This is a genomic window from Rhizobium freirei PRF 81 (assembly GCF_000359745.1).
Classification (GTDB): Bacteria; Pseudomonadota; Alphaproteobacteria; order Rhizobiales; family Rhizobiaceae; genus Rhizobium; species Rhizobium freirei.
The window spans coordinates 227,529-251,576 of sequence record NZ_AQHN01000011.1; the positions used below are offsets into that span (position 1 = coordinate 227,529).

Annotated in this window: 28 protein-coding genes; 16 read left to right on the forward strand and 12 right to left on the reverse strand. The window is 60.8% G+C overall.

All coding sequences use genetic code 11. From position 1 onward, the window contains the following. Window position 1: 1 nt before the first annotated feature. The 3 genes from fabI to RHSP_RS05065 form a co-directional block, all read right to left on the reverse strand. Window positions 2–820 (reverse strand): enoyl-ACP reductase FabI, encoded by an 819-nt coding sequence (gene fabI / locus RHSP_RS05055; RefSeq protein WP_004110026.1) that lies wholly within the window; start codon window positions 818–820, stop codon window positions 2–4. Between the two features lie 122 nt (window positions 821–942). After that, a complete protein-coding gene (locus RHSP_RS05060) occupies window positions 943–2,106 on the reverse strand; it encodes a DnaJ domain-containing protein (protein WP_037149679.1) in 1,164 nt (387 codons plus the stop codon). A gap of 303 nt (window positions 2,107–2,409) precedes the next feature. Beyond that, window positions 2,410–2,868, reverse strand: coding sequence for an RT0821/Lpp0805 family surface protein (locus RHSP_RS05065; RefSeq protein ID WP_037149682.1), 459 nt, complete (start codon window positions 2,866–2,868; stop codon window positions 2,410–2,412). A 64-nt stretch (window positions 2,869–2,932) separates the two neighbouring features. On the opposite strand from RHSP_RS05065, the gene pdxH reads away from it, so the two are divergent. After that, entirely contained in the window at window positions 2,933–3,553 is a 621-nt protein-coding gene (gene pdxH, locus RHSP_RS05070) for a pyridoxamine 5'-phosphate oxidase (RefSeq protein WP_004110035.1), read from the forward strand. A gap of 24 nt (window positions 3,554–3,577) precedes the next feature. Here pdxH and RHSP_RS05075 read toward each other — a convergent pair whose 3' ends face one another. After that, entirely contained in the window at window positions 3,578–4,636 is a 1,059-nt protein-coding gene (locus RHSP_RS05075) for a polysaccharide deacetylase family protein (protein ID WP_004110039.1), read from the reverse strand. Between the two features lie 227 nt (window positions 4,637–4,863). Here RHSP_RS05075 and RHSP_RS05080 point away from each other — a divergent pair, with 227 nt between their 5' ends. After that, on the forward strand, window positions 4,864–6,174 hold the full coding sequence (locus RHSP_RS05080; protein ID WP_037149685.1) for a D-alanyl-D-alanine carboxypeptidase: 1,311 nt from the start codon (window positions 4,864–4,866) through the stop codon (window positions 6,172–6,174). A 108-nt stretch (window positions 6,175–6,282) separates the two neighbouring features. Beyond that, entirely contained in the window at window positions 6,283–6,591 is a 309-nt protein-coding gene (locus RHSP_RS05085) for a nucleoside triphosphate pyrophosphohydrolase family protein (protein WP_004110045.1), read from the forward strand. A gap of 12 nt (window positions 6,592–6,603) precedes the next feature. Here RHSP_RS05085 and tldD read toward each other — a convergent pair whose 3' ends face one another. Then, window positions 6,604–8,019, reverse strand: a complete 1,416-nt coding sequence (gene tldD / locus RHSP_RS05090) for a metalloprotease TldD (RefSeq protein ID WP_004110048.1) — start codon at window positions 8,017–8,019, stop codon at window positions 6,604–6,606. A 63-nt stretch (window positions 8,020–8,082) separates the two neighbouring features. Next, window positions 8,083–8,697 carry an invasion associated locus B family protein gene (locus RHSP_RS05095; RefSeq protein WP_004110051.1) on the reverse strand — a complete coding sequence of 205 codons (615 nt, stop codon included), beginning with the start codon at window positions 8,695–8,697 and terminating at the stop codon, window positions 8,083–8,085. Between the two features lie 335 nt (window positions 8,698–9,032). On the opposite strand from RHSP_RS05095, the gene coxB reads away from it, so the two are divergent. The 6 genes from coxB (at window position 9,033) to RHSP_RS05125 (ending at window position 14,351) form a co-directional block, all read left to right on the forward strand. Beyond that, the gene (coxB, locus tag RHSP_RS05100; RefSeq protein WP_037149688.1) at window positions 9,033–9,923 is read left to right on the forward strand and encodes a cytochrome c oxidase subunit II; all 891 of its coding nucleotides are present in this window, start codon (window positions 9,033–9,035) and stop codon (window positions 9,921–9,923) included. A 15-nt stretch (window positions 9,924–9,938) separates the two neighbouring features. After that, entirely contained in the window at window positions 9,939–11,633 is a 1,695-nt protein-coding gene (ctaD, locus tag RHSP_RS05105; RefSeq protein ID WP_004110053.1) for a cytochrome c oxidase subunit I, read from the forward strand. A gap of 58 nt (window positions 11,634–11,691) precedes the next feature. After that, on the forward strand, window positions 11,692–12,651 hold the full coding sequence (locus RHSP_RS05110) for a heme o synthase (protein ID WP_004110054.1): 960 nt from the start codon (window positions 11,692–11,694) through the stop codon (window positions 12,649–12,651). Continuing rightward, a complete protein-coding gene (locus tag RHSP_RS35075) occupies window positions 12,648–12,788 on the forward strand; it encodes a hypothetical protein (RefSeq protein ID WP_037149692.1) in 141 nt (46 codons plus the stop codon). The genes RHSP_RS05110 and RHSP_RS35075 overlap by 4 nt, the downstream gene beginning before the upstream one ends. A 9-nt stretch (window positions 12,789–12,797) precedes the next feature. Next, window positions 12,798–13,409, forward strand: coding sequence for a cytochrome c oxidase assembly protein (locus RHSP_RS05120; RefSeq protein ID WP_004110056.1), 612 nt, complete (start codon window positions 12,798–12,800; stop codon window positions 13,407–13,409). Window positions 13,410–13,472: 63 nt separating this feature from the next. After that, window positions 13,473–14,351, forward strand: a complete 879-nt coding sequence (locus RHSP_RS05125; protein WP_004110058.1) for a cytochrome c oxidase subunit 3 — start codon at window positions 13,473–13,475, stop codon at window positions 14,349–14,351. Window positions 14,352–14,412: 61 nt separating this feature from the next. Here RHSP_RS05125 and RHSP_RS05130 read toward each other — a convergent pair whose 3' ends face one another. Then, the gene (locus tag RHSP_RS05130) at window positions 14,413–15,066 is read right to left on the reverse strand and encodes a chloramphenicol phosphotransferase CPT family protein (RefSeq protein ID WP_004110060.1); all 654 of its coding nucleotides are present in this window, start codon (window positions 15,064–15,066) and stop codon (window positions 14,413–14,415) included. A gap of 147 nt (window positions 15,067–15,213) precedes the next feature. Between RHSP_RS05130 and RHSP_RS05135 the strand changes: the two genes are divergently transcribed. The 5 genes from RHSP_RS05135 (at window position 15,214) to rnhA (ending at window position 18,994) form a co-directional block, all read left to right on the forward strand. After that, window positions 15,214–15,633, forward strand: coding sequence for a DUF983 domain-containing protein (locus tag RHSP_RS05135; protein ID WP_004110061.1), 420 nt, complete (start codon window positions 15,214–15,216; stop codon window positions 15,631–15,633). Further along, window positions 15,626–16,387: an SURF1 family protein gene (locus tag RHSP_RS05140; protein ID WP_004110064.1), complete on the forward strand. Its 762-nt coding sequence runs from the start codon at window positions 15,626–15,628 to the stop codon at window positions 16,385–16,387. The genes RHSP_RS05135 and RHSP_RS05140 overlap by 8 nt, the downstream gene beginning before the upstream one ends. A gap of 162 nt (window positions 16,388–16,549) precedes the next feature. Then, window positions 16,550–17,557: a 4-hydroxy-3-methylbut-2-enyl diphosphate reductase gene (gene ispH, locus RHSP_RS05145; protein ID WP_037149695.1), complete on the forward strand. Its 1,008-nt coding sequence runs from the start codon at window positions 16,550–16,552 to the stop codon at window positions 17,555–17,557. A 34-nt stretch (window positions 17,558–17,591) separates the two neighbouring features. Further along, window positions 17,592–18,557, forward strand: a complete 966-nt coding sequence (locus tag RHSP_RS05150; RefSeq protein WP_004110068.1) for a homoserine kinase — start codon at window positions 17,592–17,594, stop codon at window positions 18,555–18,557. Further along, the gene (gene rnhA / locus RHSP_RS05155) at window positions 18,554–18,994 is read left to right on the forward strand and encodes a ribonuclease HI (RefSeq protein ID WP_004110070.1); all 441 of its coding nucleotides are present in this window, start codon (window positions 18,554–18,556) and stop codon (window positions 18,992–18,994) included. Before RHSP_RS05150 ends, rnhA begins: the two co-directional genes overlap by 4 nt. Before the next feature lie 67 nt (window positions 18,995–19,061). Here rnhA and RHSP_RS05160 read toward each other — a convergent pair whose 3' ends face one another. Continuing rightward, the gene (locus tag RHSP_RS05160) at window positions 19,062–20,171 is read right to left on the reverse strand and encodes a sulfite oxidase (protein WP_004110072.1); all 1,110 of its coding nucleotides are present in this window, start codon (window positions 20,169–20,171) and stop codon (window positions 19,062–19,064) included. 267 nt (window positions 20,172–20,438) lie between these two features. On the opposite strand from RHSP_RS05160, the gene RHSP_RS05165 reads away from it, so the two are divergent. Then, on the forward strand, window positions 20,439–20,747 hold the full coding sequence (locus RHSP_RS05165) for a Dabb family protein (protein ID WP_004110075.1): 309 nt from the start codon (window positions 20,439–20,441) through the stop codon (window positions 20,745–20,747). A gap of 181 nt (window positions 20,748–20,928) precedes the next feature. On the opposite strand, the gene RHSP_RS05170 is transcribed toward RHSP_RS05165, so the two are convergent. From RHSP_RS05170 to RHSP_RS35825, 4 genes are read right to left on the reverse strand one after another with little or no spacing between them, the layout of a single operon-like run. Continuing rightward, the gene (locus RHSP_RS05170) at window positions 20,929–21,831 is read right to left on the reverse strand and encodes a metal ABC transporter solute-binding protein, Zn/Mn family (RefSeq protein WP_004110077.1); all 903 of its coding nucleotides are present in this window, start codon (window positions 21,829–21,831) and stop codon (window positions 20,929–20,931) included. A gap of 19 nt (window positions 21,832–21,850) precedes the next feature. Next, complete coding sequence (locus RHSP_RS05175; RefSeq protein WP_004110084.1) at window positions 21,851–22,723, reverse strand: metal ABC transporter permease; 873 nt, start codon at window positions 22,721–22,723, stop codon at window positions 21,851–21,853. Next, window positions 22,720–23,502 carry a metal ABC transporter ATP-binding protein gene (locus tag RHSP_RS05180; protein WP_004110086.1) on the reverse strand — a complete coding sequence of 261 codons (783 nt, stop codon included), beginning with the start codon at window positions 23,500–23,502 and terminating at the stop codon, window positions 22,720–22,722. The genes RHSP_RS05175 and RHSP_RS05180 overlap by 4 nt, the downstream gene beginning before the upstream one ends. Beyond that, window positions 23,499–23,627, reverse strand: a complete 129-nt coding sequence (locus tag RHSP_RS35825; RefSeq protein WP_276307807.1) for a hypothetical protein — start codon at window positions 23,625–23,627, stop codon at window positions 23,499–23,501. Before RHSP_RS35825 ends, RHSP_RS05180 begins: the two co-directional genes overlap by 4 nt. Before the next feature lie 183 nt (window positions 23,628–23,810). On the opposite strand from RHSP_RS35825, the gene RHSP_RS05185 reads away from it, so the two are divergent. Next, window positions 23,811–23,996, forward strand: a complete 186-nt coding sequence (locus tag RHSP_RS05185) for a type II toxin-antitoxin system ParD family antitoxin (RefSeq protein WP_338059877.1) — start codon at window positions 23,811–23,813, stop codon at window positions 23,994–23,996. Window positions 23,997–24,048 lie beyond the last annotated feature (52 nt).

Genomic DNA, 24,048 nt, shown 5'->3' on the forward strand with positions numbered 1-24,048 from the left:
ATCAGTCCTTCGCGACGGAAATATCGGGCGCGTCCACGGCCTTCATGCCGACCGTATGGTAGCCGGAATCGACATGATGGACTTCGCCGGTAACGGCTGTCGAAAGATCGGACAGCAGATACAGAGCGGAGTTGCCGACTTCGTCGATCGTGACGGTGCGCTTCAGTGGCGCATTATACTCGTTCCACTTCAGGATGTAGCGGAAATCGCCGATGCCGGAGGCTGCGAGCGTCTTGATCGGGCCTGCGGAAATCGCGTTGACGCGGATGCCGCGGCCGCCGAGATCCACGGCAAGATAGCGCACGCTTGCTTCCAGGGCAGCCTTGGCGACACCCATGACGTTGTAGTGTGGCATGACCTTTTCCGCACCGTAGTAGGTGAGGGTGATCATCGAGCCGCCGTCATTCATGATTCGCTCGGCGCGCTGTGCAACCGCCGTGAAGGAATAGACGGAGATGTCCATCGTCTTCGTGAAGTTGTCGCGGCTGGTATCGAGGTAACGGCCGGTCAGCTCGTCCTTGTCGGAGAAGGCGATCGCGTGCACGATGAAATCGATCTTGCCCCACTTTGCTTCCAGCGCGTCGATAACAGCATCGATCGTTGCCGGCTCGGTCACGTCGCAATGGCCTGCCATGAAAGCGCCGAGTTCCTGAGCGAGCGGCTCGACGCGCTTCTTCAGAGCGTCGCCCTGCCACGTCAGTGCGATTTCGGCTCCGGCATCCGAGCAGGCCTTGGCAATACCCCACGCTATCGAACGGTTGTTTGCTACGCCGAGGATGACGCCGCGCTTGCCTGCCATGAGGCCAGTGGATTGAGCCATATTCTGCTCCCTTGAACTTTCGAATGACCCTGCCTATGGCATAGGCCGTTCCCCTGTTCAAGCATCGTAAAGATCATCAACTGTTAGGGATCGTAACAAAGGGTGCTGTTGTCACCAAAATTTCACAGGAAAAGCCCTTCGCGCATGCTGCGCATCAGGTCCGTAATCTTGTCGTCCGGTTTTTCCCAAAGCATCAGCCGCAATTCGACGACAAGATCGCCCTTGCCGCCCTTGCCGTCAGGCAATCCCTCGCCGGGAATGCGAACGATCTGATCCGAGCCGGACCATGCGGGCACCGTGAGCTTGACCGGACCGTTCAGTCCTTCGACCGTGGTTTCGCAGCCGAGCACGGCATTCTCTATTGTCACGGGCAGCGTCGCGCGAATGTCGTGGCCGTCGAGCGTGAAGCGGGTATCGGTGGAGAGATGGATGGTGACGGCGACATCGCCGCGCAGCATTCCTGGAAGCTTCAATCCCTGGCCCTTCAGATGAAGCACCTGGCCGTTGCTGATATCCGTCGTCGCCTGGAAGCGTGCCTCGCGGCCTTCCGACAGGGGAACCGTAATCCAGCGGGCCTTCAGCATGTCGTCGAGCGTCACGGTTGCTTCGGCCGCCACTTCCGGCGTCTTTTCCGGTGGTTTCTCCGGAGCGTTGCTTCCGGTGATGCGCCGCACGAACGAGCTTAGAATGCCGAAGGCTGAGCGCGAGCTTACCGAGCCGGTTCCCGTCGCCAGCAGCTCTTCTTCCCCATGTGCTTCTTCCGTCGTGGTCGGCTCGGATTCCTGCTGCTTGGCGGCTTGCGGTGCCACCGTCTCGACCGTGGCCTGCTCCTGTTGCGTGCTACGGCTCGCCTTCGCGCCAAAAATGCGCTCGACCATGTCCTCGGGCGACTCGTTTGCGGCCGACTGCTGGTTGGACGCGGCAGCAGCCGCCGCCTTGCGCGCGTTTGCCCGGGCAAGTTCCTCCATGACTTTTTCTGCATTGGCGCGTGCGGCCTTGGCGCGCTCGGCCATTTCACGCGCAGCCTGGCGCTGCTGCATGATGGTCTGTTCCGTGCTCTGGCCCTTTGCTTCGGCCATGCGGGCAATCTGGTCGTAGCGGCTGCGCTTCTGCGGGTCTTTCAGCGTCTCGTATGCCCGGCCGATCTCGGCGAACCGCTCCGTGGCCGTTGGATCGCCCATATTGTGATCGGGGTGGGCCGTTTTGGCGAGGTTGCGCCAGGCGGCCTTGATCTCGTCCGCCCCGGCGTCCCTCTTCACGCCCAGCACCTTGTAAGGATCACGCATCTTCCCCGCCACTGTTTCATGGGCGTGCCCGGCACCGTAGGAGCATCCCAACAAATAAATCCAAGGTTCGCGCTTCGCTCTCCTACGCCTCCTGGGAGGCAAGGTTCCTGCGCGTATAAAATGATCCTGCGGGAAAAGTTGCTAATCAGGCGTTACGCCTGGTGGGAGCGGACAATGGCCATTTTACGAAATGGTTAGCCGATTGCTAACGACGTGCGCGCGAAACTGGAGTACGATACCACACGCACTATTGGGGCCGTCGAGCTGGATCGGCTTGCCTCAGGGAGCTGGAGAAGCGCTATATCAGCCGGCTTGTTGAAAGCTCAGCAATTGCCATTCGCCCTGGCCGACGAGGCAGGTCCTGCCGGAAAAGTTGGCGATGCCGTCGTAGGAGTGGCGGGTCGTGCGGAACTGGCGGCAGACCACGCCCGAGGTGTTGTTTTCGACGATCATGTCAATGACGCCGGCGCTGCCCGTGGAAGCATTGGCCCAGGGAACCGACTGGCCGTTAAGCTTGTGAAGATCCGCCGAAGTTACGGCGTTGCGCACTGTGGTTTCGTCGGAGATACTATCGGTGGTTACAGGGGCGGTCGGCACTGTGCCGGTCGAGACGCTGCGGTCCACTTTCGCCGAGCTGAGATAGTCCATCCCGCCGCCAACGCAGCCGCCAAGGGTGAAAAGGGAGACAAGGGCGATAGCCATCGTTACGTCTTTTGCAAGCTTGCGCTTTGTATGAACGGTCGACTTTGCTATGACTTCCACCCGAATATTTCGGCCAGCCTGAGAGGCCGACTGTTTTTAGGAATTGCGGAGTATTTGAACTAATATGTCGGAAAACGAGTTAACAAGCGGTGACTTCACCGAGCAGAACGAACCCTTCACTCTTTTTGCAGCCTGGTTGCGGGAGGCGGAGACCACTGAACCCAATGATCCGAATGCGGTTGCTCTGGCAACGGTTGATACGGATGGGTTGCCAAATGTCCGCATGGTCCTTCTGAAGGGTTTCGATAGCGATGGATTCGTATTCTATACGAATTTCGAAAGCCAGAAAGGCCAAGAAATTCTTTCCCAAAAGAAAGCGGCCATGTGTTTCCACTGGAAATCGCTGCGCCGTCAGGTGCGCCTGCGCGGCGTGGTTGAGGTGGTCAGCGACAAGGAGGCAGACGAGTATTATAAGACGAGAGCTCGCGGCAGCCGCATAGGCGCCTGGGCTTCGAAGCAGTCTCGCCCTCTCGAGGGCCGGTTCGCTTTGGAAAAGGCGGTTGCCGAATATACCGCCCGCTATGCCATTGGCGACATTCCGCGGCCGCCCTACTGGTCCGGCTTCCGCATTCGTCCGCTGTCGATCGAATTCTGGCACGACCGCCAGTTTCGTCTGCATGACCGCATCGAATTTCGCCGCGATGTGCCGGAAGGCGCCTGGCAAAAGGTACGCATGTACCCGTAAGATCCGCGCCGCCGTCCGGCGGAGCTACATCGCCTCCCGGCGTCCCAGCAGCCGCATGGGGATGCCGGAGGCAAGCGCCGAGGCATAGCGCGCCTTCTGAAAATGACCGTTTAGCGACAGCCTCGGCAGCAGGGTAGGGGCGCCGCCGCTTGCCGCCGTGATCATGCCAGGTCGCGTCGTGACGCCGAGCGAGAAGCCGAGTTCGGCAGCGAGCCTGCCCTCTCGCGATGAGGCCGCATCGATCGTTCCATACGGATAGGCGATCGCGATCGGTCGTTTCCCCGTGATATCGGCCACATAATCGGCTGAAAGCGCCATTTCCGCCGCAGCCTCTGCTTCGGGCAGCCGCGCCAGCGCCCGATGGCTCACAGTATGCGCGCCAAGCGAAGTGAGGGGATGGCGGGCGAGGTCCCGCAACTCCGCCCGATCCATGATCGATGCGCGGACGATATCCAGCGGCTCCAGGCCATTCCGTCTGGCGAGATCGTCGATCCGCGCCACGGCCTCGCTTTCGTCATTGCCATGAACGAAAGCCGCAAAACGGGAAAAGGCAGCCTGCTTCTGGCCGTGCTTGCCGAGCGGCAGGAATTCCTCGCCGGACCCGAAATCGAATGACAGCCGATCCAGCCGCTCAAGCAGTTCCGCCAGCGTCTCCCACCATAGGCTATGGGTCCGTTCCGAAAGGCCCCGAGCAACGAAGATTGTAAAGGGCGCATCGTGGCGGGCGAAGATCGGCAGGGCGTGGTCGAGATTGTCGCGGTTGCCGTCGTCGAGCGTGAAGGCGACGAAGGGCGGCTTGCCGTCGGCGTTCGCGACGCGCGCCGGCAATGCGCCAAGCGGGATGAACTCGTAGCCGTCCTTCTTCAGACGTCCGATCGCCCGGTCGAGGAAATCGGGAGTGACTTCGAGATGGGCGTTGGGTGCGAAGCGGCGGGGAAGGGCAGGGCGGACATGATGCAGCGTGAATATGCAGCCCATGCCGGCGACGTCCCGCATCAGGCCGGCGCCCTTAAGAATTGCGGCCGCCTCAAGTCCGCTGGAGATCAGCCTGCGCTTCAGGCGGACCTTGATGCCCTGTTCCATGCGGGTCGATCCGGTTGACGAATGTCGAGGCTGTAGCCCATCCCCATTAAACCTTACTGAATCTTTGCCATAATTTCCAATGCGTTAATAGTTATTTTACCAGGAAGGGCAAAATTGGAGAACTATGGAGGCTGTTGCCTCAATATCGCACTGATATCAGGTTTTCTGTCGCAAAATCATACAGGGATTGATGCGGTGTGTTGGCATTCTTTCGGTTGGGGACGAATATGAAAAGACTTTTGATGGCCCTGTCTGCGGCCGTCCTGCTGGTGAGCGCCCCTGTGGCGAGCTTCGCCGGCGGCGCCTATTTCATCATGGATGCGAAGACCGGCAATGTGCTGGCTTCCAACAATGCGGATGACCTCAACCATCCCGCATCGTTGACCAAGATGATGACCTTGTACATGACCTTCGAGGCTATCCATCGCGGCAAGCTCAGCTGGAACACCCGCATACCGGTATCGCGCGCTGCCGCCACCAAGCCGCCGACCAAGCTCGGCCTGAAGTCGGGCGGCACGGTGACCGTTCGCGAAGCCGTCGACGGTATGATCATCAAGTCCGCCAACGATGCCGCCGCCGCGATGGCGGAAGCGCTCGGCGGCAGCGAAAGCGGCTTTGCCCGGCTGATGACGCAGAAGGCACGCGAGATCGGCATGCGCCGTACTGTCTTTGTGAACGCGTCCGGCCTCCCGAGCATGCAGCAGGTGACAACCGCACGCGATATGTCGACGCTTGCCGTTGCGCTCATCAACAACTACCCCGAGGAATACCGGCTCTTCTCGCAGCCGAGCTTTACCTATCGCGGCCATCGCGTTCGCGGCCACAATAACCTCATGTATCGCTACGAAGGCATGGACGGCATCAAGACCGGCTATACCAATGCCTCCGGCTTCAACCTCGTCAGCGCCGTGCGTCAGGGCAATCGCCGGGTGATCGGCGTCGTCATGGGCGGCGCCACCGCACGCGGCCGCGACGCGTTGATGGCCTCACTGCTCGACCGCTACGTGCCGAAGGCAAGCCCGGCCGCGACATCGCGACTGCTCGCCAGCGTCGGCGGCGGCAAGGTGGTAAAGCAGGTCGAAGTGGCCTCCGCATCCGACGATGTCGATACGCAGACCACTGCCACCGCGACGCCCGTCACCGCGACGACAACCACAACGACGATCGCCCGCAAGCGTGTCGAGTCTGCTCCTCTGGCATTTGCCGCGGCCTCTAACGTCACCGTTCCGATGGATCGCCCCGTTGCCATGGACCAGATCCTCGTGGCCAACAAGCCGGCGGCGACCGGCGGCTGGCAGGTGCAGATCGCCGCTACGCCAACCGCACAGGCCGCCAAGGATCTGTTGTCCGAGGCGAAGTCCAGAGCTGGCAATGCGCTCGCCAACGCCTCGCCATACACGGAAGCCGTCGGCAAGGGCGGCAACACGGTCTACCGTGCCCGCTTTGTCGGCTTTGCGAGCCGCGACGATGCGAATTCCGCCTGCTCGGCTCTGAAGCGTAAGGACTTCGATTGCATGCTGCTGCCGAACAAGGGCTGAGCATAGAACCAAACGGATAGATGCGAGCCGGCGGGGAAAGCCTCCGCCGGCTCGACTTTTTTGTCGGAATCGTTCATTTCTGTCTAGAACATAAGAGGAACGATATCGATGCTGGAAGATCTGATGCAGCAGTTCGAAGCGGCTTCGGCAAGCTATGCCGCCGACAATGGCCTTGAACGCGACGACGACTGGTTCGTTCTGAAACTCCAGGAGGAGATGGGCGAATTGATCCAGATCTGGAACAGGGTCACGGGCCGCGGGCGTCGCAAGGGCATGACCGAAACGGAGCTGGCAACGGCTTTGGCCGACGAGACGGCCGATGTGCTCGGCCATGTCCTTCTCTTCGCACACCGCAACGGCCTCGATCTGGCTGCTGCCGTCGAGCGCAAATGGTATTTCCAGCCTCGGGAGACTTAATGGCTTGGCGGCTTATGCTTTGGTGCCGCCTACCGTGACCTGATCCATCCGCAGATGCGGCTGGCCGACGCCGACGGGAATCCATTGGCCGGCCTTGCCGCAATTGCCGATGCCGGTATCGAGCTTCATGTCGTTGCCGATCATCGAAACCCGCTTCATGGCCTCCGGCCCATTGCCGATCAGCATGGCGCCCTTGATCGGAGCGCCGATCCTGCCGTTTTCGATGAGATAGGCCTCGGTGCAGCCGAAGACGAACTTGCCGGACGTGATGTCAACCTGGCCGCCGCCGAAGGAGACGGCATAGATGCCCTTCTTCACCGAGGCGATGATTTCTTCCGGCGTTTTGTCGCCGCCGAGCATGTAGGTATTGGTCATGCGCGGCATCGGCGTGTGGGCGTAGCCCTGGCGGCGGCCATTGCCGGTCGCCTTCATGCCCATCAGCCGTGCATTCTGCCGATCCTGCATATAGCCGACCAGCTTGCCGTTATCGATCAGCACATTATAGGCCGAGGGAGTGCCTTCATCGTCCACCGTAATGGAGCCGCGGCGGTTCTCGATCGTGCCGTCATCGACGACGGTCACGCCGGGTGCGGCAACCATCTGGCCGAGCAGGCCCGCGAAGGCCGATGTCTTCTTGCGGTTGAAATCGCCTTCCAGCCCGTGCCCGACGGCCTCGTGCAGCATGACGCCCGGCCAGCCCGAGCCGAGTACGACGTCCATCGTCCCCGCCGGCGCATCGATCGCCTCGAGGTTGACGAGCGCTTGCCGCAAAGCTTCGTCAGCGCCGCTATGCCAATTGTCCTGGGTCACGAAATCGCCGAAGCCGATGCGGCCGCCGGTGCCGAAGGAGCCGGACTCCTGGCGGTCGCCGTCCCCAACGACCACGGAAATGTTGATTCGCGTCATCGGGCGGATATCGCGCACGCGGTGGCCATCGGCGCGAAGGATATCGACCACCTGCCAGCTCGCGGCGATGGATGCCGTCACCTGCCGCACTTTGTCGTCTTTATCGCGCAAGTAACTGTCGATCTGCTGCAGAAGCGTTGCCTTCTCCTCGAAGGTCGGCGCACCGATCGGGTTCTCGTCGCCGTAGAGCATCTTGTTGGTGCGCTGAGGAGCGGCGGCATAGGAGCCGGCGTAGCCCGAGGTGACGGCGCGCACAGCGTCGGCGGCGCGCTTCAGCGCAGCTTCCGAAAGATCGCCCGCATGGGCGTATCCCACCGCTTCGCCCGCCACGGCGCGAAGACCGAAGCCCTGTTCGGTATTGAAGCTTCCGCCCTTCATCCGGCCGTTGTCGAAGGTCAGCGATTCGGCCTGGACATGTTCGACGAAGAGCTCGCCGTCGTCGGCACCCGAAAGCGCCTCGGCCACGATGGTCCGCAGCTTGGCTTCGTCGGCGTCGAAAAGAGTTAGGAGATCGGTATTCATGGGTCAGTTGCTCCGTTCAGAGCCGATGTAGGTTTCGCACGGCGCAAGAGCAAGCCCATCCCGTCAGGGAAGGGAGTCGTAGCCCTCGGCGAAGCCCTTCAGATCGACAGGAATGCCGATGCCTTCTTCCGGCGACTGGAAGACGATGAAGGTTGCCGTCGCGCCGCTGCGCAGCGTCTTCAGCAGCTCGTCTTCAAGCACGACTTCAGCATAGCAGCCATCGGAGAAGCAGCGGACGAAATAGGCGCGGCCGATATCCTTGCCGTCGATGTTGAGGCCGAGGCCGTTCGGCAGCAGAACGCCGAGCGGCGCAAGCACGCGCAGGATCTTGGACTTGCGGTCGGCGGTCTTGAGCACGACGACGGAAAGGCCGATCTCGGGACGATCCTCGGCGATCACGTTCTGCATCAGAGCGCATTGCTCGGTCGAGGCGCCTGCCGGCTTGTCGCAGACGACGGACCATGCGCCGTGGCTCGAACGCACCGTGCCGGGTGGTTGCGGAACCTGGCTGGTGGGAACCTGTTGCGTATGAGGCTGCGGCTGGCCCTGCTGTTGGGGCTGTAGCTGCTGCGCCGGCGGCTGCGTCTGTTGTGCTTGTTGCGCCCATGCAGGCGCCGCGACTGCGGCAACGACGCTGCCGGTAACAAGCAAAAGCCGGGCGAGGGAACGAAAACCCATGGAAACCTCTAGATTCGAATCAGTGCCGCTATTGTTGAAGCCCAGACCGGCAAATGAAAAGCCCCGGGTGCTGGATTCCAATCGACTACGGCGGAAATACGACATCTACTCCATTTTGTCCGGGTGGCGCCATGGACCGCGATGCAATTTTTCGTATGATGATGAAATGATTGCCATGTTCGGTCGGCGGGGGAGGAACTTCGCGCAAAAATGCCGCACTAACAAATGTCTTGAGTTGTTGCGGAGCACCCCAAACTGTGGTTTGAAGCGCAATGGATTGTAGGGATACTGCGTTTGAGGAAGATCTGGGATCAAACGCTGGAGGGAGAGACATCGTGATAAAGAGAGCTTACGCGGCTCTGGCGGCTATGATCTGTCTGCTTTTTGCGACAGGTAGCTACGCCGATCAGCCGAAACCTTGGGAAACCGGTATGCAGGAAGCGGCAACCGGCATCATGCATCAAATCCGCTGGTTTGAGGCATACACGCTTTGGTTTATCATTCCGATCACGCTGCTGGTTCTCATCCTCCTCGTGGTCGTCATGGTGAAGTTCCGGGCCTCCAAGAGCCCAGTACCCTCCAAGACGAGCCACAACACGCTGATCGAGGTGATCTGGACCATCGGTCCCGTTCTCGTTCTGCTGTTTCTGGCAATTCCCTCCTTCAATCTTCTCACCGACCAGCTGACTTTTCCGCAGCAGACCGACGTGACCGTAAAGGCGACGGCGACGCAGTGGCAGTGGAACTACGAATATGAAAACGCCGGCGCGACGCCGGTCGCTTTCGATTCGTTCATGCTGAAAGAGCCGGATCGCGCTGCCGCCGGCAAGGACGACAAATCGAAATATCCTCGGCTGCTCGCCGTCGATAACGAGATGGTCGTGCCAGTCGGCAAGAATGTCCGCGTTCTCGTCACCGCCGCGCCGGCCGACGTCATCCACTCCTTCGCAGTGCCGTCCTTCGGCGTCAGGATCGACGCCATTCCGGGCCGTCTGAACGAGACCTGGTTCAAGGCCGACCGCGAAGGCCTGTTTTACGGCCAGTGTTCCGAGCTGTGCGGCAAGGATCACTCTTTCATGCCGATCGCAATCCGTGTCGTCTCCGACGATCAGTACAAGCAGTGGCTCGCTGCCGCTGCAACCGATCTGAACAAGGCGAACAAGGCTCTGATGGCCGCTGTCGACCAACCGGCAACCGTCAAGGTCGCCGAAAACACGGCCAAGTAAGAGGGGGTAGGAACAATGGCTGGATCCAAGGCACACGACGATCACTCGCACGCTCTTCAAGACGCGCATGCGCATGACGATCATCACGCCCACAAGCAATCTTTCGTCGATCGCTGGCTGTTTTCGACGAATCACAAGGATATCGGTACGCTCTATCTGATCTTCGCGATCTTTGCAGGTGTGATCGGCTTCCTCCTGTCCGTCGCCATCCGCATGGAATTGCAGGAGCCCGGCATTCAGATCTTCAGCGGTCTGGCGTCGATGGTTTATGGCTATTCGGGCGATGCTGCCATCGATGGCGGCAAGCAGATGTACAACGTCTTCGTCACCGCCCACGCGCTCATCATGATCTTCTTCATGGTCATGCCGGCGATGATCGGCGGCTTCGCCAACTGGATGGTGCCGATCATGATCGGCGCGCCGGACATGGCCTTCCCGCGCCTCAACAACATCTCCTTCTGGCTGCTCGTTCCCGCCTTCCTGCTGCTCATCCTGTCGATGTTCGTCGAAGGCCCGGCAGGTGCTTACGGCGCGGGCGGTGGCTGGACGATGTACGTGCCCTTGTCTGGAACCGTCGGCCATCCTGGCCCGGCGATCGATCTGGTCATCTTCGCGCTGCATATCGCCGGTGCATCCTCGATCCTCGGTGCGATCAACTTCATCACCACGATCCTGAATATGCGCGCTCCGGGCATGACGCTGCACAAGATGCCGCTGTTTGCCTGGTCGGTTCTGATCACCGCATTCCTGCTGCTGCTGTCGCTGCCGGTTCTGGCAGGCGCCATCACCATGATTCTGACGGACCGCAACTTCGGCACGACCTTCTTCGCGCCGGAAGGCGGCGGTGATCCGCTGCTCTACCAGCACCTCTTCTGGTTCTTCGGCCATCCGGAAGTCTACATCCTGATCCTGCCCGGCTTCGGCATGATCAGCCACATCATCTCGACCTTCTCGCGCAAGCCGATCTTCGGCTACCTCGGCATGGCCTACGCCATGGTCGCGATCGGCGCCGTCGGCTTCGTCGTCTGGGCTCACCACATGTACGTGACCGGCCTTTCGCTTGACACGCAGCGCTACTTCGTCTTCGCGACGATGGTCATCGCTGTCCCGACGGGTGTGAAAATCTTTTCATGGATCGCGACGATGTGGGGCGGCTCCATCGAGTTCCGCACGCCGATGATCTGGGCGCTCGGCTTCATCTTCCTGTTCACGCTCGGTGGCGTCACCGGCGTTCAGCTCGCCAATGCCGGCCTCGACCGTGAATTGCATGCGACCTATTTCGTGGTGGCACACTTCCACTACGTTCTGTCGCTCGGCGCCGTCTTCGCGATCTTCGCCGCCTGGTACTACTGGTTCCCGAAGATGACCGGCTACATGTACAATGAGCGGATCGGCAACTGGCACTTCTGGATCACCTTTATCGGTGTGAACATGGTGTTCTTCCCCCAGCACTTCCTGGGTCGCGCGGGCATGCCACGCCGCTACATCGACTATCCGGATGCCTATGCTGGATGGAACTACGTGTCCTCCATCGGCTCCTATGTCGCAGCCGTTGGCCTTTGCTTCTTCTTCTGGGGCGTTATAGATGCCTTCGCAAAGAAGCGCGTTGCCGGCAACAATCCCTGGGGCGAGGGCGCAACCACGCTCGAATGGCAGCTTTCGTCGCCGCCGCCGCACCACCAGTGGGAAGAGCTGCCGCGCATCAAGTAGCCTGTTTCCGGACGCCGTGATAAACGGCGTCCGTCTCAACTGAGTAATTGGAAAAAGAATGACGGTCATCGACAATCACGAAGCACTTGCAAAACAAGCCGAAAGCGGCCTGTCGGAGGCAAGTGCGCGCGATTATTTCGAGCTTTTGAAGCCGCGCGTGATGTCGCTGGTCGTCTTCACTGCTTTTACCGGCCTCGTGCTGGCTCCCGGCCATATCAATCCGGTTCTCGGCTTCATCGCCATCCTCTGTATTGCTGTCGGCGCCGGCGCATCCGGCGCATTGAACATGTGGTATGACGCCGATATCGATGCGGTCATGAGCCGTACCGCGCGCCGGCCGATCCCGTCTGGCCGCATCACCCCGTCCGAAGCTCTGGCGTTCGGCCTGGTGCTGTCGGGCTTCTCGGTGACGATCCTCGGCCTTGCCGTCAATTGGCTGTCTGCCGGCATTCTCGCCTTCACCATTTTCTTCTATGCCGTCATCTACACGATGTGGCTGAAGCGCTCGACGCCGCAGAACATCGTCATCGGCGGTGCCGCCGGCGCTTTCCCGCCCGTCATCGGCTGGGCCTGCGTGACGGGCAGCGTCACGGTCGAGAGCATCGTTCTCTTCCTGATCATTTTCCTATGGACGCCTGCGCATTTCTGGGCGCTGGCCCTGTTCAAGATGGGCGACTACGAGGCCGTCGGCGTGCCGATGCTGCCGAACGTCGCCGGCATTCCGTCGACGAAGAACCAGATCGTCGTCTATGCCGTTCTGACCGCCGTCATCGGCGTCGTGCCCGCCTTCATGGGCTTTGCGAGCCTCGGTTACGGCATCGTCGCCGCTATTCTTGGCGTGACCTTCATACACTGTTCGATCGCCGTCTGGCGCATGGCCGATGGCGACGTAAAGATGGTGCCGGCAAAGAAGCTCTTCGGCTTTTCCATCTTCTATCTCTTTGCGATCTTTTCCGCGCTGCTGATCGACCGGCTCGCCGTTGTGCTGATGTCGGGCGGCGCAGGAGGCTGGCTATGATCGAGCTTGTCAAGCTGACGGAAGCGCAGAAGAAATCGCGGCGCGGGCGCAACATAGCGCTCGGCCTGGTATTGGCCGGCCTGGTGATCCTGTTCTACGCGATCACCATCATCAAGGTCGGTTCCGGACACGTTTGAGGAGGCGTGATGGAGGGGGAGGCAACGAAGAAGGCAGGAGCCGGCAGCCGGAACAACGGGCTGGTCGTTGCCATGTGCCTCAGCTTCGTTATCGGCATGAGCGCCATGTGCGCGGCAGCAGTGCCGCTCTATCGCCTCTTCTGCCAGGTGACGGGCTATAACGGCACGACGCAGCGCGTCGAGCAGGTGTCCAACCTCATTCTCGACCGGCGGATCCAGGTTTCCTTCGACGCCAATGTCGCGCCCGGTTTGCCATGGGGTTTCAAGCCGCTGCAGAAATCGGTAAACCCGAGGATCGGCGAGACGATCGAGGTCAAGTTCCAGATCGAGAACAAGTCCGACAAGACGGAGCGCGGTCAGGCGATCTTCAATGTCTCGCCGCTCGAAGCCGGTGTCTATTTCAACAAGGTCCAGTGCTTCTGCTTCAATGAGACGAATCTCGCGCCGGGGGAAAAGCGTGACATGTCGGTGGTTTTCTACGTCGATCCTGAGATCGCCAAGGCAGTGGAGACCAAGACGATCAACGCGCTGACACTGTCATACACCTACTACCCACGGGAAGGCGCAAAGCCCGTGGCATCCAACGACGGCGCAGTGCGGCCGGCGGAAAAAAAGCTTTGATGGAGAGTGCTTTTCGGTTTGACCGGAAGCAATATGGGAAAAAGTTATTCGGGGATTGCTGATATGGCCGAAGCGCATCAGAAAAAACACGACTATCACATTATCGATCCCAGCCCATGGCCGATCGTCGCGGCCCTCGGTGCCTTCGTGATCACGTTTGGCGGCGTCGGCTTCATGCGCTACCTGAATGGCGGTGCGCTGCACCTGTTCGGCCTCAATTTCGCGCAGCCCTGGCTGTTCTTCATCGGCCTGGCCTTGATCCTCTACGTCATGTACGGCTGGTGGGCCGATACGATCAAGGAAGCGCATGAGGGCGCGCATACCCGCGTCGTATCCCTGCATCTGCGCTACGGCATGATCATGTTCATCGCCTCAGAGGTGATGTTCTTCGTTGCCTGGTTCTGGGCCTATTTCGATGTCAGCCTGTTCCCGAGCGAGGCGATCCAGGCATCGCGCACGGCTTTCCTTGGCGGCCAGTTCCCGCCGAAGGGTCTTGAGGTGCTCGATCCCTGGCACCTGCCGATCTACAACACCATCATCCTGCTGCTGTCGGGCACGACGGTCACCTGGGCACACCACGCGCTGCTGCACGGCGACCGCAAGGGGCTGGTCCAGGGCCTCACGCTCACCGTGCTGCTTGGCGCGCTGTTCTCCTGCGTGCAAGCTTACGAATATGCGCACGCTCCCTTCGCGTTCAAGAACTCGATCTATGGCGCGACCTTCTTCATGGCGACCGGTTTCCATGGCTTCCACGTCTTGATCGGGACGATCTTCCTGCTGGTCTGCCTCGTGCGCGCTATCAGGGGCGATTTCACCCCGAAGCAGCATTTCGGCTTCGAGGCAGCCGCCTGGTACTGGCACTTCGTCGACGTCGTCTGGCTGTTCCTGTTCTTCTGCATCTACATCTGGGGCAGCTGGGGCGCACCGGTCGCAGCTGGCTGATCGGCCTCGATCGTTTGAGAATAGAAGGCGGGCGCCCGGCGTCCGCCTTTTTTTCTTTGCATTAGCAACCGCCGGCTGCCAGCTGCTCGAATGCCGAAGGACGTGGAATACCACGCTCAAGCGCCTGCTTGATCTCTTCTGCGCATGCCTGCGGGCTTTTCATTGAAGTATCGACCTCCAGATCGTAGATGCCTGGCCGGTGGACATGCTCCTGCCAGGCGATAACTGGCGCTGGGATGGGCGCGCCGGCTTCAACGGCAACATAAACGCCCCGCCTTTCCGGCCCCTCCGCAAGCCGGCGCTGCATCACCACGTCGAGCGGACAGCGCACCCCAACGAAGAAGGCTGGCAATCCTGCCAATTGTCTTGCGCAATCGGCCAGAATGCCAAGGGGGCGCGAATAGGCGTCGTGATGTCCGAACTCGGCAACGATATTGAAGCCGAGACGGCTATGGGCAGCGATCGAATCGTAGAGTGCGGCATAAAAGCGCGGAACCAACGGCTCCAGATCAGGCCGCTCGCCGCCGGGACGCAGGCCGATGCCCGGGCGATAGCGCGCCGGCGTGACATGCCGTACATAGGCGTCGGCGCCGAGATTGACCCACACACCGTCAAATCCGGCCTGGACGGCTTCGACAATGCTCGATTTGCCGGATCGCGGCGCACCGTTCAGGATGATGATCTGGCCAGCGGTCTCGCCCTCGCCATGTTCCATGAGACAGGTCCTCTTTGCTGATATCTGGGTCCGAGCAACGATAACCGAGCTTTTCGATTGGACGAATGGACGCATCGCGGCTACTGATTATGACAGGGGCGGGATCACGATGCTTGCCCACAATTGCAGACTGATCGAGATCGAACTTTGAGCTCAGAGCAAGACAAAAACTCCACCGGGGCGCCACATAGTGATGGCGCTCTCTATGCGCCCGTCGATCCGTTCAAGGTCGGCATCCAGGGATGCTGTCCGCGCTGCGGCCATGGCAAGCTTTTCAGCGGGCTCTTGTCGATCAAGCCGCGCTGTTCCGCCTGCAATCTCGACTATGCCTTCGCCGATGCGGGCGATGGCCCGGCAGTCTTCGTCATCCTGATCGTCGGCTTCATCGTTATCGGCCTGGTCCTCTGGATGCAGGTCAATTACGCGCCGCCGATCTGGGTCTACATAGTGCTGTTTGCGCCACTGACCATCATTCTGTCGCTGCTTTCCCTGCGCTGGTGCAAGGGCATTCTCATCGCTCTGCAATATCGCAACAATGCCGCCGAAGGGCGCATCAGCGGTGACTGAGATCGCCGTGCCTGCTCGCCGCGCCAATCCTTTGTGGCAGATCGGCAAGGCTTTGATCCTGCTCGCCGCCCTTGTCATCCTCCTAGGGCTTGGCACTTGGCAGGTCGAGCGGCTGCAATGGAAGGAAGGCCTGCTGGCCGACATTGCCGCGCGCAAGGATGCACCGGCTGTGGCCTTGTCAGCCATTGAGGCGATGGCTGCGTCAGGCGGCGATATCGAATATCGCGTCATCACCACGCGCGGCCGCTATCTCAACAACAAGGAACGCCATTTCCTCGCCACCTATGGCGACGAGCCCGGCTTTTACATCTATACGCCCTTGCAGCTCGACGACGGTCGCTACCTCTTCGTCAACAGGGGCTTTGTCCCTTCTGCGGCCAAGGAGCCGGAGATGCGCAAGCAGGGAGAATTGACCGGCGAACAGAGCCTTACGGGCCTTGTGCGCGCCAGGCTCACAAGTCGGCCCGACGGCATGCCGGACAACGATCTCGTCAAGAACTTTTTCTTCTGGAGGGATCTGGACGCCATGGCATCCAGCGTCGGGCTGCCGAAGGACAAGGTGCTGCCTTTCTTTATCGATGCCGACAAGACGCCCAACCCGGCAGGCCTGCCAGTGGGTGGCGTCACCATCATCGATCTGCCCAACAATCACCTGCAATATGCGGTGACCTGGTATGGGCTGGCAGTGGCACTGGTCGCAATCGTCGCCATTTCATGGTGGCGCAAACATCATCCGGATGCCCCCGCACAATAGGGACATGCAATAGAATAGCTTCATTTTGATGGAATATTCGGCTAGAGCATGGTCCCAAAAAGTGCGCAGTGGTTCTTGGATAAGATCATGCGGACTAAATGGAGCAGGCGGCAAGGCGCACCTGTCCATGCTCAAGCCACCATTGCGGATTTCGGAAGAGAGATGAACATAGCCGTTTCCAAACCTGACCTGACCATCCGGCTTTGCGGGCCGCGCGGCTTCTGCGCCGGCGTCGACCGCGCCATCCAGATCGTCGTGCTCGCGCTGAAGGCCTATGGCGCGCCTGTTTATGTCCGTCACGAGATCGTGCACAATCGCTATGTCGTCGAAGGTCTGGAGGCCAAAGGCGCCATCTTCGTCGAGGAGCTGGACGAAATCCCGGCCGAACACCGCGCCCAGCCCGTCGTCTTCTCCGCCCATGGCGTGCCGAAATCCGTGCCGGCCGATGCCGACGCGCGCAATCTTTTCTATCTCGATGCGACGTGCCCGCTGGTCTCCAAGGTCCACAAGCAGGCCATGCGCCACAATCGCCTTGGCCGCCACGTCGTCCTGATCGGCCATGCCGGGCATCCGGAAGTGATCGGCACCATGGGCCAGCTTCCTGAAGGTGCGGTGTCGCTGATCGAAACGGTCGAGGACGCCGATGCCTACGAGCCTGCCGATCCCGATAATCTCGGCTTCGTCACGCAGACGACGCTGTCGGTCGACGATACCGCCGGCGTGATTGCGAGGCTGCAGGAGCGCTTCCCCAATCTCACGGCACCGGCCGCCGATTCGATCTGCTATGCCACCACCAACCGCCAGGAAGTGGTGAAGGAGGCGGCTCCGGGCTGCGATCTCTTCATCGTCGTCGGCGCGCCGAATTCCTCGAATTCCAAGCGCCTCGTCGAAGTGGCGCTGCGGGCAGGGGCGAAGAAATCCGTGCTCGTCCAGCGCGCGTCGGAGATCGACTGGGACAATATCGGCGATATCAAAACCGTCGGCCTCTCGGCTGGTGCATCTGCGCCAGAAGTCATCGTCAACGAGATCATCGAAGCGTTCCGCGCCCGCTATGATGCCGTCGTGGAGCTTGCCGAGACCGTCAAGGAAACCGAGAATTTCCTCGTCAATCGCGAGCTGCGCAGCATCGAGCTGACGACCGCTGACATGGCTTTCGTCAACGGCGAATGACCGATCCCTAAGTGCCCAAGCGCAGGATTATTTCGTGGCTGTTTATACCGATATTACTGAAGACGATTTGAAGTGGTTCCTGACGGAATACGAGGTCGGCGAATTGCTTTCCTACAAGGGCATTGCCGAGGGCGTCGAGAATTCGAACTTCCTGCTGCACACGACGCGCGATCCGCTCATCCTGACGCTTTATGAGAAGCGCGTCGACAAGGGCGATCTGCCGTTCTTCCTGGGGCTGATGCAGCACCTGGCAAGCCGCGGCCTGTCCTGTCCGCTGCCTTTGCCGCGCCGTGACGGCGAATTGCTCGGCCATCTCTCCGGCCGCCCTGCCGCCCTGATCTCCTTCCTCGAGGGCATGTGGCTTCGCAAGCCCGAGGCGCATCATTGCCGCGAGGTCGGCAAGGCGCTCGCCGCCATGCACATCGCCGGCGAAGGCTTCGCCATCCGCCGCCCGAACGCACTGTCGCTCGAGGGCTGGCAGGGTCTCTGGGAGAAGTCCGAGGCCCGTGCCGATGAAGTCGAAGCCGGCTTGCAGGACGAGATCCGCGGCGAGCTCGATTTCCTCGCGCGCCATTGGCCGAAGAACTTGCCCGAAGGCGTCATCCATGCCGATCTTTTCCCGGACAATGTCTTCTTCCTCGGCGACAAGCTGTCGGGCCTGATCGATTTCTATTTCGCCTGCAACGATCAGCTCGCCTACGACGTCTCGATCTGCCTCAACGCCTGGTGCTTCGAGAAGGATCACGCCTATAACATCACCAAGGGCAAGGCGCTGCTCGAAGGCTATCAGAGCGTACGGCCGCTGAATCCGGCCGAAATCGCCGCCTTGCCGATGCTGGCGCGCGGCTCGGCGCTGCGCTTCTTCCTGACGCGGCTCTACGACTGGCTGACGACGCCGGCCGGCGCGATGGTTACCAAGAAGGACCCGATCGAATATCTGCGCAAGCTGCGCTTCCACCGCCAGATCGCTTCATCAGCCGAATACGGGCTGCAGGCATGAAGCACGTCGATATTTTTACCGACGGCGCCTGCTCCGGCAATCCCGGCCCCGGCGGCTGGGGCGCCGTGCTTCGCTATGGCGAGGCGGAAAAGGAACTCTCCGGCGGCGAGGCTGAGACGACCAACAACCGCATGGAACTGATGGCGGCGATCTCGGCGCTGTCAGCGCTGAAGAGCCCTTGCGAGGTCGATCTCTACACCGACAGCGTCTACGTCAAGGACGGCATCACCAAATGGATCTTCGGCTGGAAGAGGAACGGCTGGAAGACATCGGACAAGAAGCCGGTGAAGAATGCCGAGCTGTGGCAGGCGCTGGACGAGGCCTATAACAGGCACAAGGTGACGCTGCATTGGGTCAAGGGCCATGCCGGGCATCCCGAAAATGAGCGCGCGGATGAGCTGGCGCGCAAGGGGATGGAGCCGTTTAAGCGGAAGTAGGCGGCGGCGGGCCAATGTTTGGACAGTCGCTTTGCGCCAAAAGCCGCCGTTCCGCCCATGCGGGTGATTAGATCACGAATTCCTCCTCGTACGTCTGTGGCTCGGGAACGACCGTAACCTCCACCGGAACGATCCAATTGGCCGCGTAGCTCTCGCAGTCGGAACGCTGGAGGTCGGGCTGCACGCACCCCGCCCCATCGATCGCGCGACATCGCAGTATATATCGCCCCACTTCTTCAGGGGTCCATATGTACTCCCACAAACGCCACGCAAAGGGATGTTCTGTTTCGAGGAGCCTTCCCTCGCGCCAGCCCCTGCCATCTCCGGTGCAGACCTGTACCTGCCGGATAGCAGCCTCTCCGCTCCAGGCGGCTCCGAAAATCCGGTACGGTTGGCCGGCGATGAGACGTGCCCCCTGTACGGGACGCGCGATCTGCGCTTTGACCTCCATCTCCGCCAGGGGGACCAGCCTGGGTTCCCCGAGGCTGCGCTCCCAACGGAAATAGTCGCGCGCCTGCCAGTAGCCAAGGAACGGTTGCTCCACAACCGTGATATGCGTGATCCACTTGACCCAAGCCATGCCGAACCAGCCACCCACGACCGCGCGTAGCGGGTAGCCGTGATCGCGCGTCAACGGCTCTTCGTTCATCGAATAGGCAAGGATCGTGCTGTCAGCGATGGCCTTCTCAAGTGGTAAACTGCGCGCAAAAGCGATGGGGCCGGGAGAAGCCGTTTTCTTGTTCGTGTCGACAACGCCGCTGTCGGCGCCTGCGAGCAGAACCTCACGTGCGGTTCGCTTGACGCCCGCCATTTCCAAAATCTCGCGCAGAAGAACACCTGTCCACGCGGCATTGCCGACGGCTCCGTTCTGCCACTGCAACCCCTCCCTCGGCGGCTCATAGTAGACGCGCCCGTTCCCTGCGCACTCGACGACGGCGGTCAAAGTCGTGCTCCGCATCGCCTTGATGCTGTCGAGGTCAAGTTCGATCGGCCGCTCCACCGCCCCGCCAACGCGCAATCTCCAGTCTCGCGCATCGAGGTCCGGCGACGGGAAATGGTTTCGCACGAAGAACAGCTCGGTCGGGATCAGCCAATCGGAGAGCGACGCAAACGGAAACTCGATGTTTGGTGGGGATTTCTGTCGAACTATCAGGCTGGGTTGCTGTGGTGTCGGCATCGTCCTCGTCTCCCCTTCCAAGAGCACAACGTCGGCTCTTAGTCGCGCGAATTCCGGTTCGGTCACTCGCAGTGCGTCTGTCGCATTCCACCTTCGGGCCGCATTCTAGCACATACCGAACGTCTCTTGGATCGACCTCGAACGGCTGCAATGGGCCGAAAGCAGTCATGGTAGGCGATCACCAAAAAAACCAAACATCACCACCCCCCATCTTGCCCCATCCTCCTTTCCCTCTATGCTGCCCCCGACACCCAGGGAGGCTGACTCATGATCCTGCATTGCGTTTTTCTTCGGCTCAAATCCGCCATGACACAGGAGGAGAAGAGGGCGCTCTTCGAATCCGTCGTCGCCTTGCAAAAGGTCATTCCCGGCATCGTCGATGTGAAATATGGGCCGAATGTTTCGCCGGAGGGGCTGCATGGCGGTTTCGTCGATGGCTTTGCCGTGACATTCGAGAGCCCGGAAGCGCGCGATGCCTATCTCGTCCATCCAGATCATGTCGCCGTCGGCGAGCGGATCGTCTCTTCGACCGATGGCGGCCTGGCTGGCATTCTCGTCTTCGATCTCAATATCTAAGCAGAGTGGCTTCAGGCAGGCAGGTCGCAGGTGAAACAGTCCTGCGACCCGGTTTGTCGCCGCTTGCTCGATTCTGGAGCGGTTCAGCTTTTCATGGAGTCTCTGAACCGCTCTATCTCTTTATTTTCACGCAAGTCCTGAAGGAAAACCGCTACGCAGTTTTCCTGGACTTGCTCCAGGCTTAGCTCGACTTCGCCATCGCCGCAGCCATCTGATCAACGTTATAACGGAACATCTTTTCGTAAGTCGAAGCCGGTCCGTTGGCCTTTGACAGCGATTCCACGTAGAGCTCACCGCCGGGCTCGGCGCCGGTCGCCTTGGCAACCTGCTTGACGAGGCGGGGATCGTTCGAGTTTTCGAAGAAATAAGCCTTCACGTGCTCGGTTTTGATCTGCTCGATCAGCTTGGCGACATTGGCGGCAGAGGCCTCCGTTTCCGTCGAGAAGCCGAGCGGGGCGAGGAAGCTGACCTTGTATTCGCGGCCGAAATAGCCGAAGGCGTCGTGGCTGGTCAGCACCTTGCGGCGGTCTTCGGGGATCTTGTCGAACTTGCTGTGCGCGTAGGCGTCAAGCTCGGTCAGCACCTTGGTGTAGCGTTCGGCATTGGCCTTGAAATCGGCCGCGTCGGCCGGATCGGCAGCGGACAGAGCCTTCTCGATATTGGCGACCCAGACCTTCACGTTGACGGGGCTGTTCCACACATGCGGATCGGTGACGGTCTTGCCGTCATCGACCATGGTGCGCATATTGATGCCGTCCGAGGTGACGACGGGCGTTCCCTTGTAACCCGATGCGGTGATCAGCCGGTCCATCCAGCCTTCCAGGCCTTCGCCGCTGACGAACACGACTTTTGCCGCATTCAGCGTCTTGGCGTCGGCAGGCGAAGGCTCGAATTCATGGGGGTCGCCGTTCGGGCCGACGAGGCTCGAAACTTTCACATGGTCGCCGCCGACATGCTTGACGACATCGGCAAGCACGGTGAAGGAAGCGACGACATTGAGTGTCTCGGCCGAAGCCGGGCCGGCGACGCCGAAGGCGACGAAGGCTGCCGCAGCGGCTGAGAGAAGCAGTCTCTGTTTGTTCATGCGAGTCTCCTTGTTCGGATTAGCCCCGGAGATGGGGACGGGGGAAGAACCGCCGGGCAAGGCCCGAGGGTGCGAAGAGGATGGAGAAGCCGTAGATCAGGCTTGCGGTGATGATGATGGTTGGCCCCGACGCAAATTCGAGATGGTAGGAGGCGATAAGCCCGATATAGCCGGAAGCCGTCGCCGTTGCCGTGGCGATCGCCATCATCGCAGGCAGGCTGCGCGACCAGAGCTGAGCGACGGCCGCCGGCAGCATCATCAGCCCGACGGCCATCAGCGTGCCAAGCGCCTGGAAGCTGGCGACGAGGTTAAGCACGACCAGCAGAAGGAAGAGGAAATGATAGACAGGCCCGCGGCCGCCGACGGCACGAAGGAAGCCGGGATCGAAACATTCCATGACGAGCGGCCGGTAGATGACGGCGAGCGCCAGCAGCGTGAGGGTCGTGATCGCGCCGATCTGGTAGAGGGCCGGCGCATCGATTGCGAGAATGGTGCCGAAGAGCACATGCAGCAGATCGATATTGGAGCCGCGCAGCGACACGATGAGAACGCCGAGCGCCAGCGAAGTCAGATAGAAGCTGGCAAAGCTCGCATCTTCCTGCAGCACCGTCATGCGGCTGACGAGGCCGGAAAGAAGCGCCACCGAAAGGCCGGCAATCAGCCCGCCAAGCCCCATGGCCGTCAGTGACAGCGAGCCGGCGATGAGATAGCCGATCGCGGCCCCCGGCAAGACGGCATGGCTCATGGCGTCACCCATCAGGCTCATGCGCCTGAGCATCAGGAAGACGCCGATCGGGCCGGACCCAAGGCCGAGGCACAGGCAGGCGATCAGCGCACGCCGCATGAAGCCATAATCGGCAAACGGCGCAAGGAAGATGTCGTAAAGGCTCATTCCGCCGGCTCCCGCTTCGCCACGTTGCGGTTGTCCTGCTCATCCTCGGTTAAGCATTCTTCGGCCGCCTCGTCCCAGCGTTCGGCCATCGCGCGTGCCTTGACGAGGTTGGCGGGGCTCATCACCTCCCGCGTCTTGCCCCAGCCGACGAGTTCGCGGGCAAGCAGCAGCGTCTCGGGAAAATGCGCGCGCACCTGCTCGAAATCATGCAGCACGGTGATGACGGTGCGTCCTTCCCTGTTCCAGCGTAGGACGAGGTCGAGCAGGTCGCGCGTCGTGCGCTGATCGATGGCGGTGAAGGGTTCGTCGAGCAGGATGACGCGTGCGTCCTGCAGCAGCAGCCGTGCGAAGAGCACGCGCTGGAACTGGCCGGCCGAAAGCGAACCGATATGCCTGTTTTCGAAGCCGGAGAGCCCGACGACGTCAAGCGCATCGCGCGCCCGCTCTGCATCCTTGCGCGAAAACCGGCCGAAAGCGCCGGCGCTCTTCCAGGCGCCGAGCATGACGGTATCGGCGACGGAAATCGGAAAGCGTCTGACGATATCGGCCGCCTGTGGCAGGTAGCCGAAATCATTGCGTGCTAGCGCGCCGCGATCGATCGACCCCTCGGCCGGCCGCAATTCGCCGACAATTGCTTTCAGAAGGGTCGATTTGCCGGCGCCGTTCGGCCCGGCGATCGCCGTCAGGCTGCCGGCGGCAAAGCCGCCCGAAATATGGTGCACGGCCGGGTGACGTTCGTAGGTGACGGTGAGGTTGCGAAGGCGGATCAGGTCGCTCATGCCAAGGCCACCGCCCAGCCGATGACCGCCCAAAGCACTGCTATGCCGACGGCGACATAGGCAAGGCGCATCAAGGCGGAGCGCCCCATCAGGGAGGACGCGAAGGGATCACGATCAAAGGGCATTTCGGGGGGCTTCCGATTATGTAATAACATTACATGTTGTAGCCGATGAAATGCGGCGAAAAAGAGGCGAATGGCGGATTGATGGTCGTTGAGCACCGGTGATTGGCGCTTTGTGTCGTTGATGCTATATATGATGCATTATTTGTTATTAGGTCGCCGGATCGGCCTGCAAGGGAGGCGCCTATGAATGTTTCTATCGGCGAGCGCTGGGAAAAATTCGTTGAGAAAACCGTGGAAGAAGGCCGTTATAGCTCCGCCAGCGAAGTTGTGCGGGAAGGCCTGCGGCTCGTGGAGGAGCGTGAAGCGAAAATGGCAGCTTTACGGCTCACTCTAGAGGCATCGATCGCTCGCGGGGGGCGACATATCTGACGAGGAGCTTGGTGCCGCTTTGGAAGCCAGGGCTGCTGAACTGGCAAAGGAA